This window comes from Phocaeicola sp. RTP21198st1_B8_RTP21198_201120, assembly GCF_040929485.1.
Lineage (GTDB): Bacteria > Bacteroidota > Bacteroidia > Bacteroidales > Bacteroidaceae > Phocaeicola > Phocaeicola dorei.
On the sequence record NZ_JBCOCI010000022.1, the window covers coordinates 32,759 to 45,600 of the forward strand.

The following is a 12,842-nucleotide window of genomic DNA, read 5'->3' on the forward strand; positions in this document are numbered from 1 at the left end:
TGAAGCCAAGGTTCAGAACGCGGAACACTACTTTGACAAGCACGGGGCACTCTCCACCTTTATCGGACGTCTTATTCCTGCCGTCCGCCAGCTTATCTCCATTCCTGCCGGTCTGGCCAAGATGAAATTATCCACTTTCCTGCTGTACACAACGCTGGGAGCAGGTATCTGGAATGCCATTCTGGCGGCTATCGGTTACTATCTGCAATCAGTGGTTCCCGAAGAGCAGTTATTGAGTACCGTAACCGAATACAGTCACGAGTTAGGATATTGCTTCATTGCTATCGGTGTTTTAGTGGTAGGTTTCTTGATTTACAAAGGAAGAAAATAAAAAAGAATGAACTTTTTTCCATTTAAATTTGTTATCATTACAGTATCGAACTAAAATATAATAAAATTATGGCAAAAACAGCATTTAAAGGAGCACCGGTGACATTGGCCGGAGAATTTGTAAAAGTAGGAACTTCAGCTCCGGAATTTACATTGGTAAAAGGAGACTTAAGCAATTATACATTAAAGGACGGTAAAGGCAAGTACCTGATTCTGAACATTTTTCCCAGTCTGGATACAGGTGTATGCGCTACTTCCGTACGCAAGTTCAATCAGTTGGCTGCAAACCAGCCCAATACGGTAGTGTTGGCTATCTCTAAAGACCTGCCATTCGCCCAAGGACGCTTCTGCACTACTGAAGGCATCACCAACGTTATTCCTTTGTCTGATTATCGCTATACTTCCGATTTTGCTGAAAAATATGGTGTTCTGATGACCGACGGTCCTTTGGCAGGATTATTGGCACGTTCGGTAGTAGTGGTTGACCCGGAAGGAAAAGTGGTTTATACCGAACTTGTTCCCGAAATAACCCAGGAACCGGATTATGAAGCTGCGTTGAAAGCAGTAAAATAAAAAGCTCCCGAAGGAATAAAGAAAACGGCAGAAGATTTTGTCAATCTGTCTGCATAGGTTTTGGTGGTTTCGGGCATAACTTCAAGAAGTTATGCCCGAAACTTTTATGTGTTATGCCGGAAAGATCTATCATCTTGCATACGAACGATCTATAATCTTACACCCGAAAGATCTATCATCTTGCATCTTCATCTTCTAAGACAAATACCATTGATACATTCGGTGTACTCCCTCTTCTATATCAATCTTATGCTGCCATCCCAGACTATGCAATTTGCTTACATCCGTCAGCTTGCGCATAGTGCCGTCGGGCTTCGTAGCGTCAAAAGTCAGTTTGCCTTGATAGCCCACTTCTTTGACAATCTTATCCGCCAATTGAGCGATGGTGATTTCTTTTCCCGTACCGATATTGATATGGCAGTTACGGATATCCTTGGAACCGGGTGTGTATGTATCCTTAAAGTCCACATGCTCCATGATATAGACACTGGCATCGGCCATTTCCTCACTCCATAAGAATTCACGCAACGGCTTGCCTGTACCCCATAAGGTCACTTCCTGTCCGGAGATGCCGTATTTTTTCAATACAGCCAGAATTTCCTCATCCGTATTCAAACCGCTTACCCCCTCCACAGGGCGGAGATTCATATCTTTACGCACCGCATCCCAATCTCCTTCATTCAGGCATTTTCCCAAATGAATCTTACGAATCATGGCAGGCAGCACATGGCTGTTCTCCAAATGGAAATTATCATTGGGACCGTAAAGGTTCGTGGGCATCACGGCTATGTAATTGGTTCCATATTGCAGGTTAAAACTTTCGCACATCTTCAATCCCGCAATCTTCGCAATAGCGTATGGTTCGTTGGTGTACTCCAACGGTGAAGTCAGCAACACCTCTTCCTTCATGGGTTGTCCGGCATCACGAGGGTAAATGCAAGTGCTTCCCAAAAACAAGAGTTTCTTTACATTGTGACGGAAGCTCTCTCCTATCACATTCTGCTGAATCTGCAAGTTCTGATAAATAAAATCGGCACGGTAAAGACTGTTCGCCATGATACCGCCCACATGTGCCGCCGCTAAAATGACATACTGGGGCTGCTCTTCATCAAAGAACTCCTTCACAGCCTGCCCGTCCAGCAGATCCAGTTCTTTGTGAGAACGGCCTACCAGATTGGTATATCCTTTTTGCTGCAAATTATTCCATATAGCAGAACCCACCAGTCCGTGGTGTCCTGCTACATATATCTTGGCTGTTTTTTCCATTATTCCGCTATTTGAGCCTTTAAATATAGTTTCTTCACGAACTTCATATCATGCTTCACCATGATTTTCACCAGTTCGGGGAAAGAAGTCTTACGGGGATTCCAGCCCAATAAGGTTTTGGCTTTAGTGGGATCACCCAGCAACTGCTCCACTTCGGCAGGACGGAAATACTTAGGATCGACGGCAACCAGTTCCTTGCCCGTCGCCACATCGATGCCTCTTTCATCCACCCCTTTGCCTTCCCAGCGCAACTCAATGCCCACTTCCTTGAAGGCCAAGGTACAGAACTCGCGCACCGTATGGTACTCGCCGGTCGCAATAACAAAATCTTCGGGAGTATCGTGCTGAAGAATCATCCACATACACTCCACATAATCTTTGGCATAGCCCCAGTCACGCAAAGAATCCAGATTTCCCAGATACAGTTTGTCCTGATATCCCTGGGCTATACGTGCGGCAGCCAAAGTAATCTTGCGTGTTACAAAGTTTTCACCACGACGTTCGCTCTCATGGTTGAACAGGATGCCGTTCACGGCAAACATACCGTAACTTTCACGATAATTCTTGGTAATCCAGAAACCATACTGCTTGGCCACCCCATACGGAGAACGGGGATAGAAAGGAGTCGTTTCCTTCTGAGGGACTTCCTGCACCAGTCCGAACAACTCGGAGGTAGATGCCTGATAAATCTTGGTCTTTTTTTCCAGACCCAGGATCCGGACAGCTTCCAACATACGCAGCGTGCCTACCGCATCCGCTTCCGCAGTGTACTCGGGCACATCGAAACTTACTTTCACATGGCTCTGAGCAGCCAGATTATAGATTTCATCGGGCTGTACAGCCTGAATGATACGTATCAGCGAACTACTGTCGGTCATATCCCCCCAATGCAGGTTCACCAAACGGGTCTTTTGCATATCACGAACCCACTCGTCCAGATAGAGATGTTCTATACGACCTGTGTTGAATGAAGAAGAACGGCGCAGAATACCGTGAACCTCATATCCCTTTTCAATCAAAAACTCTGCCAGGAATGAACCGTCCTGACCTGTAATACCTGAAATTAAAGCAACTTTTTTCATTTCGTTTATTGTAAATGGCCTCATGCAGGCCTTCTAAGTTATTTCATATCACATAGCTATCTACCGCTATCTGCCTTTCGGCATGACAAAGGACAAAATGACCAAACAGAACGGCAGATAACAGACAGCATACACTCCATGTATGCAGAAATAAAATATATACAAGAAAGAATACTTACTCCGCCGAGAATTCTTTGATGCGCTGTTCCTCGCTCAACCGGCAGATCAACAATGTGTTATTCTTCTCAGCAACGATATATCCGTCCAGTCCCTGTACCACCACCCTCTTTTCCTGTGTAGTGTGAATCACACAGTTACGGGTTTCATACAACTTTATATTCTCACCTATCTGCGTATTATTATGGGCATCTTTCGGCAAATTCTCGTGCAACGATCCCCAAGTACCCAAATCACTCCATCCAAAGCTGGCAGGAAGGACAAAAATCTCATCCGCCTTCTCCATAATGGCATAATCCACCGAAATATTCTCGCACAAAGGGAAATTCTGGTTAATCATTTCCTGCTCCTTGTCCGTATAATAATAAGGAAGCAAACGCTCGAACACCTTCGAAATGGCAGGCTGATATACGCGCAGGGCATTCACCACCGTATTTACATTCCACACAAAAATACCGGCATTCCAGAAGAAATTATTTTTTTGAATATAGCGCCGGGCTGTTTCCAGATCAGGTTTCTCTTTAAAAGAATACACCCGGAATACTTCCTTATTGGCGGTAGAAGGTACACTGAGATCAGCTTCAATGTAACCGTAGCCCGTCTCAGGACGAGTAGGTTTCATGCCCAGGGTAAGGATAGCGTCCGAATCGGCCGTAAAATTCATCGCCGAATTAATCACCCGCTGAAACTCCGCAATATTCATCACAATGTGGTCGCTGGGGGTCACCACCATATTGGCCTTAGGATTACGTGCCTTTATTTTCCAACTGACGTATGCTATACAAGGAGCCGTATTGCGACGGCAAGGCTCACGCAAGATATGATCATCAGCAATATCGGGCAACTGCTCCTTTACAGTGTCCGCATACTTCTCTGATGTCACCACCCAAATATTTTCCGGAGGACAGATCCCCTGGAAACGGTCAGCCGTAAGTTGGATCAATGTACGGCCGCAACCCAGTACATCAATAAATTGCTTAGGATAATCAGGAGTACTCATCGGCCAGAAACGGCTTCCAACACCTCCGGCCATTATAACGAGGTGATTATTCTTGATGTTCATATGATTCATTTTTTACGTTGTATGACCGCAAAGATAAGTATTATTTTTTAAAAAAAGTATTGCGTTTTAATTTATATGTTCTATATTTGCATACGACTAACATTTTTTTTGTCATGAAACAACCGACAACTGAAAACTCTGATATAATTAAACTAGTAGCGATATTAGGTGATTTTGCCTTGTTGAACCTTTCTATGATACTTGTGTTTTTTATTCTGAAAGGAATAGATTCACAGGCCATAGCCCATATTTCATTGAAAACCTACCTACTGACTTCCAACCTGTGCTATATTCCATGCATATCCATCTTTGGGGTCATACTGCACAACCGCATAGTGCGTCCGGAACAGATTGTAGGCCGTCCGTTAGGAACAATCAGCTTGCATGTAGTCATCTTCCTCACGGTGCTGGCCATTATTAAAGTAGATAACTTCTCACGCATCTATCTGCTTGTTTTCTATCTGTCTTTCATACCTTTAGCTATAGGATGGCGGCTGACATTGCGGTTCTTTGTGAAAATGTTCCGCCGCAGTGGCAGGAACCTGCACGCCACTGTACTGATAGGTGACGGGGACAATATGGTGGAGCTATACCATACGTTGAACGATTTGACTTACGGATACAGGGTTTTAGGCATTTTCTATGATGAGAAGGACTCTAATTACCCCAAAGGGATTCCCTTTAAAGGTCCTGTAAACCAATTATTTGAATGGTTGTCTCATAACACCGTGCACGAACTGTACTGCGGTCTGCCATCCAGCAGAAAGGATGATATTCTAGCCATCATGAACTATTGCGAGAACAATCTGATCCGCTTCTATAGCGTACCTCATGTACGTAATTACATAAAGCGTCAGCTGCAACTGGAATTATTGGGTGAAGTTCCTGTATTGTCCATCCGTACCGAACCGTTGCAGAACCCGGTAAACAGACTGGCAAAACGGTTATTTGATTTGACATTTTCCTCTCTGTTTTTACTTACAATTTTTCCATTTATATACCTATTTGTAGGTCTTATTATTAAAATTTCATCACCTGGTCCCATTTTCTTCAAACAGGAGAGAAACGGGGAAAACGGGAAAATTTTTAAATGCTATAAGTTCCGTTCCATGAAAGTGAATGCATTGTCCGATTCATTGCAGGCTACCAAGAATGATCCCCGCAAGACCAAGTTCGGCAACTTCCTGCGAAAGAGCAATCTGGACGAACTGCCGCAATTCATTAATGTTTTCAAAGGAGAAATGTCTATTGTAGGTCCCAGACCCCATATGCTGAAACATACAGAGGAATATTCCCAACTGATTAACAAATACATGATGCGCCACCTTGTCAAACCCGGAATCACCGGATGGGCGCAAGTCACCGGCTATCGGGGAGAAACCAAAGAACTTTCCCAAATGGAAGGCAGGGTAAGAAGAGACCTGTGGTATATTGAGAACTGGACTTTCCTGCTCGACATCCGCATCATGATAAAAACAGTAACCAACATGTTCCGGGGCGAGAAAAACGCCTATTAATTCAAATCGTAGGAACATTATAAAAAATAAAAAGATATGAAAGGTATTGTACTAGCCGGAGGTTCGGGCACGCGCCTCTATCCTATTACCAAAGGAGTATCCAAACAGTTGCTCCCTGTCTTCGACAAACCCATGATTTATTATCCTATATCGGTACTTATGCTGGCCGGCATACGGGAAATACTCATTATCTCAACCCCATACGACTTACCGAGCTTCAAAAGACTGTTAGGAGACGGAAGCGATTTCGGAGTACGCTTTGAATATGCGGAACAGCCTTCGCCCGACGGACTGGCTCAGGCCTTTATCATCGGCGAGAAATTCATCGGAAATGATTCCGTCTGCCTTGTACTGGGTGATAACATATTCCACGGCAACGGTCTGTCCGCCATGTTGAGAGAATCCGTACGTGCTGCCGAAGAGGACAAGAAAGCAACAGTATTCGGCTATTGGGTCAGTGATCCCGAAAGATATGGCGTAGCGGAATTCGACAAGGATGGCAATTGTCTCTCTATTGAAGAAAAACCTGCCCAACCTAAGTCCAACTATGCCGTGGTGGGACTCTATTTCTACCCCAACAAGGTAGTGGAAGTAGCCAAGAATATCAAGCCTTCGGCACGGGGAGAACTGGAAATCACCACCGTAAACCAGCAATTTCTTCAGGACAAGGAATTGAAAGTACAAACATTGGGCAGAGGTTTCGCATGGCTGGATACCGGTACTCACGACTCGCTGGCCGAGGCAAGTACCTACATCGAAGTCATTGAAAAGCGCCAGGGGCTGAAAGTGGCGTGCCTTGAGGGCATAGCTTTGAGAAAAGGCTGGATTACCCCGGAAAAGATGCAGGAACTGGCTCAGCCGATGCTTAAAAACCAATACGGACAATATTTACTGAAAGTTATAAAAGAACTGGGATTAGAATAATGGAAGTTATAAAAACAGCAATAGACGGGGTTTTCATTTTGGAACCCCGTATTTTTAATGATGCAAGAGGGTATTTCTTTGAAAGCTTCTCGGGACGTGAATTTGAAGAAAAAGTATGCAGGACTACATTTGTACAGGATAATGAGAGTTTCTCCACTTATGGTGTATTACGCGGCCTGCATTTCCAGAAACCTCCTTTCACACAAAGCAAACTGGTGCGTGTAATCAAGGGAGCAGTACTGGATGTGGCTGTAGATATCCGGAAAGGTTCTCCCACTTTTGGAAAGCATGTAGCTGTAGAATTGACTGGAGAGAATCACCGGCAGTTTTTTATCCCCCGCGGATTCGCACACGGCTTTGCGGTACTAAGTGACGAAGTGTTGTTCCAATACAAATGTGACCATTATTATGCTCCGCAAAGCGAAGGAGGAATCGCATGGGACGACCCCGATCTAGGCATAGACTGGCGACTTCCGGCCGACAAGGTTATTTTGTCCGACAAGGACAAGAAACATCCGAGATTGAAAGACTATCAAACGGATTTCGACTTTAATCAAAGTTTATATTAAAGGCAGTTTTGATTCTGCGTTTGTTTGGTTTTTGCCAGTGAAATTAAAAAAACCGAAAACTGCACACAGGACTATCGTAACGTTCAGGACAACATTTTCGAAGATTGACCTATAAAAACAGGGTGCATCTCTCATAGGAGATACACCCTGTTTTTATAGGTCAATATCTTTATATCACTTCTTCTCCATCCCCTCCTGAGGAGCATTAAGTCCTGCCTTCAGATTTTCAAAGAATTCACGTCCGAACAAGATCCATGCAGAAGCGCCCGCCACTGCCAGGAAAATAAATCCGACAAGAATCACCTTCTTGCTGGTTCCCGAAGGCAGCAACGGCACACTGGCAGGTTCCACAACGGCAAATACAGGTTTGGCTTCCTGTACTTTAGCCCGTGCCACCTGCAATTGGGTAGCCACCTGGCTATACACCTGATATGCCAGATTCATATCATTCTGCAATCGTTCTCTCTCCGTCAAAGCACTTTGAAGAACAACCCCCTTGTTAGCATCCATGTAATTGGCATAATTCTGCTGGGCTACATAATACTCCTGCTGGCGTTCCTTATACAATTGTTCCAGATAAGCACAATCCTGCTGGGCTTTAGAGACCCTGTACGCTGTGATATACTCTTGAAGTTTCACCACTACCGTATCTGTAATGGCGGCCGTAACCATCGGGTCCTGCAAAGTCACCGTCACTGTGGTGATGCCGGTTTTCTTATCCACATCAGCAGTAATAGCCTTACGCATGGCTTCCACTTTCTTCGCCTGATCTTCTGTCAGATGGAAAGGATCCAGCTTATTCCCTTCTTCCTCTTCCTTATCGGAGAAGAGAGATTTCACCCCACCTATAGCCGCCCCGGGCAATCCCATCACAGCACCCCACCACGGAGCTTTCTGCTCATCAAGATAAGCTACAAAAGTAGTATCCACCTCACCGTCCAACGTGGTGACATGTGCATTAAACAGTTCCAGAATGAAAGGAGTAGACGCTACTATATCCGGGAAAAGAGATACGTTCAACGCATCCGCCTCACTGCCCAGACTCATGCCGCCGATCCCCAGCATGGCAGCCATTCCCGACAGGCTCCCCCCGCCGCTTTTGCCGGATTCGGGAGACAATGTCACTTCCACCGTATATTGTTTGGGAATACTCAGAGCAATAATCACCCCTACAATAGCACCTATTCCGGCAGCCTTCAACAGCACCTTTCGGGCAGCCCACAACTTACGGACATACTCCATCAAATCAATTTCCAACTCCTCGTCTTCCCGTGGCCTTTCCTTATTATTCGTATAATTCTTATCTTCCGCCATACTGTTTCTATTTTAAGATATTAGCAATAGATGCAATCATAGTAGCCAATGACGCACTGGTGGTTGCTATGGACAAGGTGTTCTGCAAAGACCAGTTGCTCTTTTCCTTCACCGGAACAATCACCTCACATCCCGGCTGGATCAGCTCACGGCTACCTTTCTTCGCTCTCTTCACCTGACCGTTCATATATACAATATACGCCTTGCTCTTCTTCGCACGGAAACCGTAACCTCCGGCCTGCTCGATATAATATTTCAACGTCTTGCCATCTTCAAATGAAACGGTATTGGGATACATCACAGCCCCACTGATACGTACCGTATTGTTGTATTCAGGAATTTCAATCACATCCCCCTCACGCAATACGATATCCGCACTGGAGCCGGGTTTAAGCATCGCTCTTTCCAGATCGATACCCACATAATAGATATCTCCCAAGTCCAGCCGGTTGACATCAATGGAGTCCTTTCCTGTCTTGGCCATATCCAGAACCGTTTCCATACGTTTGCGTTCATCGTCATTGATACGACGGCTTAAACGGGCCCCTTTGATATAAGCAAACGGAGTCACTCCACCTGCCTTCTTGATCAAATCGGAAAGACGTTCACTCTTCTCTGTCAGCGCATAATCACCTTCATATAAAACCTCACCGGTCACTTGCACATTCACCTGTTCCTGATAAGCAGGACTCTTACGCACATATACTTGATCGTACGGTTGCAACACAAAACCCGGTTCTCCGTCTATCACAAAACCGTCTTTCAGAGAAAACGAGTACATTTGTCCTATGGTGGAAACCGCTTCCGTACCTTTGCTATCCTTGATACGGCGGGAAACATCCACACGGACGGTAGAAGCCGATTCTTTCAACCCGCCAGCCTGGATTATAATATCCTCCAAAGTCGTATTGTCGGCAAAAGCGAACTCACCCGGACGGGCAACCTCACCATACACCATGATAGTTCCCACATCCTCCAAGTCATGAATACTGGGAATATAAAGCACATCATTACGCTGTAAAGGTACATCGGGCGCAGTACCGGCCATGATACCTTTTATATCTACTTGAATAACCTCTTTCTTCAAATTCTCACGCTCGCGATGCAACACTGCACGTCCTGTAAAGGCATCACCCATAAGACCTTCAGCCTTTTCCACCAGTTGGCGGACTGTATTCAAAGTTCCTCCGAACTGATAAATGCCCGGACGATAGACAGCACCCTTGATTTCAAGTTTATTCTCAAAACGATCCAGAATAGCTTCAGCAGTCAGCACATCACCATCTTTTACCTGAAATACGGAATAATCAATATCATCAATCGTATAAATCTGATACTCCTTTCCATTTTGACGAATCATGCGGAGAGAACGGGTATAGGCATCCCCCGAGAATCCACCGGCATATTTCAACAATGTGGCAACACTTTCGTTGTTTTTCATCTCGTATTTCATGGGGCGTTTCACATTACCCTCTATGCTAACCAACGCCTCGTATGGAGGAACAATGATCACATCGCCTTCCTGCAGACGGATATCATCATTGATTTTACCTTTCATAATAAAATCGTACACATCTACGGTAGCGATCTTCTGTCCTCCGCGCACTACTTGTATATTACGCAAACTACCGATATCGCTCACACCACCGGCACGGTACAGTGCATGAAACACGGTAGAGAAAGAAGACAATGCATAAGTTCCCGGTTGGAACACTTCTCCCATCACATTCACCTGGATAGTCCGGCTGTTTCCCAAAGTAACCTTGATTTGTGAGGACGGGTTCTGTTCATTATCAAGCCCTGCATAAATCTTATTCAGTTCTTTACGCAAATATTGGTTGGCTTCGGCAATAGTCATACCGTTCAGATAAATTAATCCCAAATCGGGGATCGTGATAGATCCGTCCGGAGATACATTATCGCGGATGGTAGCCTGGTTTGTACCCCAGATATCAATGATTACCTCATCACCCGGCCCCAGACGATAATTAAGAGGAGTAGCCAGATTCACACTCGGCTCGAATGTAAGGTTTCTGGTTTCAAAAATGTCCCGTCCATACACCTTATCCTTCTGCATATCTTCCATATCGCCCATGCCCATCCCCTCGTAATAACGATTGGCAGAAACACTGTCCAACGAGTTCTTCCCTACCACTCTGTCCGCAGCTGAACGTTGGTCGAAAGTAAAATTCTCTGTTACATAGATATCTTCCTGAGTCTTTGTCTTTTCACGCAAACGGTTCCGATTTTGCATCGTTGCATTTGCATCTTTATCAGCAGACCCATTTTGCTGTTCATAAAGTTTCTTTACACGCTTAGCCTGTTCTTGTGTCACTCCTCTACGGGCTAACTCTGTAGCAATCTGACGTTGGTCTTTTCCTTGTTGCATGCCCGTCTTCACATATTCCAACACCTGTTGGTCACTCATAGATTGCTGTGCAAGCACAGAACCCGAGAGGGCAAAAACTAAGACCAGTACGGATAATAGTTTTTTTATCATATAAATTCAATAAACTTAGTAATTTAGCAGCCGCAAAGGTAGATATTATTTTCGATATAGGCGAGTATTATTTCATAAAATATCCCTCTAACAAATATAAAAACGGCTGCCACCTGACGGTGTACAGCCGTTTATTCTTTAATAATCCGTTAGCAGAATTCATTCAGACTTCATTGCACAGCCCTCCTTATTTAAAAAAGGTCTGCAAGGGTAAAACTTGTGCAATACCGCCCGGCCGGATCAGCAATACATATTGACGATGGCTTCGTACAATTCCTGTTTACCGCTTACTTGCTTGGGCTCACCATTCTGCTTAGCATAAGCCACTACATCTTCCAGTGTCAGCTTGCCTTCTTCAAATTCTTTACCTTTGCCACTGTCGAATGAAGCATAACGGTCTGACAACATCTTGCAGTAAGGAGATTCATTAAGCAAAGCAGCAGCACTTTCCAATGCACGCGCCATAGCATCCATACCTGCAATATGGGCGATAAAGATATCTTCCAGATCAGTAGAGTTACGACGTGTCTTGGCATCGAAGTTGGTACCGCCATTACCCAAACCGCCGTTGCGGATAATCTGCATCATGGCCTGGGTCAGTTCGTAATTGTCGATAGGGAACTGGTCTGTATCCCATCCGTTCTGATAATCGCCACGGTTAGCGTCAATAGATCCCAACATTCCGTTATCTACCGCAACAGCCAGTTCATGTTCAAATGTATGACCAGCCAACGTAGCATGATTCACTTCAATGTTCACCTTGAAATCCTTGTCCAGTCCGTGAGTTTTCAAGAACCCTACCACAGTTTCGGTATCCACATCATATTGATGCTTAGTCGGCTCCATCGGTTTGGGCTCAATCAGGAAAGTACCTGTAAATCCTTTGCTCCGGGCATAATCGCGAGCGATGGTCAACATCTGAGCCAGATGTTCTTTCTCACGCTTCTGATCTGTATTCAATAAAGACATATACCCTTCACGTCCACCCCAGAACACGTAATTGGAGCCACCCAGTTCGATGGTAGCGTCAATAGCGTTCTTTATCTGGACAGCAGCGCGGGCAACCACATCAAATTCGGGGTTTGTAGCAGCACCGTTCATATAGCGTGCATGACCAAAAACATTTGCCGTGCCCCATAACAATTTGATTCCGGTTTCAGCCTGTTTCTGTTTGGCATAAGCAACTATCTCTTTCAGATTCGCTTCATATTCCTCGATTGTATCGGCTTCCTCACACAAGTCCACATCATGGAAACAATAATATTCGATTCCCATTTTCTGCATGAATTCAAAGCCGGCATCCATCTTATTCTTGGCAGCCTGCACCTTATCGGCATCGCCGTTCCAAGGGAATTTCTTTGTTCCGCCGCCAAACTGGTCACCGCCCTCGGCACACAAAGTATGCCACCATGCCATAGCAAACTTCAACCAGTCTTTCATCTTCTTGCCGTTTATTACCTTTTCAGCATCATAATAACGGAACGCCATCGGGTTCTTACTTTCCTTACCTTCAAATTTAATCTTTCC

General features: G+C 45.0%; 11 protein-coding genes. 5 read left to right on the forward strand and 6 right to left on the reverse strand.

The features are described from left to right. Positions 1-331: DedA family protein (locus AB5935_RS10570; RefSeq protein WP_368327424.1), on the forward strand; the 331-nt coding region annotated here is incomplete at its 5' end. A 68-nt stretch (positions 332-399) separates the two neighbouring features. Continuing rightward, positions 400-903, forward strand: coding sequence for a thiol peroxidase (tpx, locus tag AB5935_RS10575; protein WP_038610358.1), 504 nt, complete (start codon positions 400-402; stop codon positions 901-903). 195 nt (positions 904-1,098) lie between these two features. Here the strand turns inward: tpx and AB5935_RS10580 are convergent, their stop codons facing one another. The 3 genes from AB5935_RS10580 to AB5935_RS10590 form a co-directional block, all read right to left on the reverse strand. After that, positions 1,099-2,169, reverse strand: coding sequence for a GDP-L-fucose synthase family protein (locus tag AB5935_RS10580; RefSeq protein WP_007840265.1), 1,071 nt, complete (start codon positions 2,167-2,169; stop codon positions 1,099-1,101). Next, on the reverse strand, positions 2,169-3,251 hold the full coding sequence (gene gmd, locus AB5935_RS10585; protein WP_005851498.1) for a GDP-mannose 4,6-dehydratase: 1,083 nt from the start codon (positions 3,249-3,251) through the stop codon (positions 2,169-2,171). The genes AB5935_RS10580 and gmd overlap by 1 nt, the downstream gene beginning before the upstream one ends. A gap of 175 nt (positions 3,252-3,426) precedes the next feature. Further along, positions 3,427-4,491, reverse strand: coding sequence for a mannose-1-phosphate guanylyltransferase (locus AB5935_RS10590; protein WP_007840263.1), 1,065 nt, complete (start codon positions 4,489-4,491; stop codon positions 3,427-3,429). 113 nt (positions 4,492-4,604) lie between these two features. Here AB5935_RS10590 and AB5935_RS10595 point away from each other — a divergent pair, with 113 nt between their 5' ends. The 3 genes from AB5935_RS10595 to rfbC are packed head-to-tail and all read left to right on the forward strand — an operon-like array spanning position 4,605 to position 7,501. Further along, a complete protein-coding gene (locus tag AB5935_RS10595; protein WP_368327425.1) occupies positions 4,605-6,008 on the forward strand; it encodes an undecaprenyl-phosphate glucose phosphotransferase in 1,404 nt (467 codons plus the stop codon). Positions 6,009-6,044: 36 nt separating this feature from the next. After that, positions 6,045-6,932 carry a glucose-1-phosphate thymidylyltransferase RfbA gene (gene rfbA / locus AB5935_RS10600; protein WP_005843154.1) on the forward strand — a complete coding sequence of 296 codons (888 nt, stop codon included), beginning with the start codon at positions 6,045-6,047 and terminating at the stop codon, positions 6,930-6,932. Continuing rightward, the gene (gene rfbC, locus AB5935_RS10605) at positions 6,932-7,501 is read left to right on the forward strand and encodes a dTDP-4-dehydrorhamnose 3,5-epimerase (RefSeq protein ID WP_005843153.1); all 570 of its coding nucleotides are present in this window, start codon (positions 6,932-6,934) and stop codon (positions 7,499-7,501) included. Before rfbA ends, rfbC begins: the two co-directional genes overlap by 1 nt. A gap of 174 nt (positions 7,502-7,675) precedes the next feature. On the opposite strand, the gene AB5935_RS10610 is transcribed toward rfbC, so the two are convergent. From AB5935_RS10610 to xylA, 3 genes are all read right to left on the reverse strand, one after another. Next, positions 7,676-8,815, reverse strand: a complete 1,140-nt coding sequence (locus AB5935_RS10610) for a Wzz/FepE/Etk N-terminal domain-containing protein (protein WP_007840262.1) — start codon at positions 8,813-8,815, stop codon at positions 7,676-7,678. A 7-nt stretch (positions 8,816-8,822) separates the two neighbouring features. Beyond that, entirely contained in the window at positions 8,823-11,315 is a 2,493-nt protein-coding gene (locus AB5935_RS10615; RefSeq protein WP_038610361.1) for an SLBB domain-containing protein, read from the reverse strand. Positions 11,316-11,555: 240 nt separating this feature from the next. After that, on the reverse strand, positions 11,556-12,842 hold a 1,287-nt coding region (gene xylA / locus AB5935_RS10620), incomplete at its 5' end, for a xylose isomerase (RefSeq protein WP_368327426.1).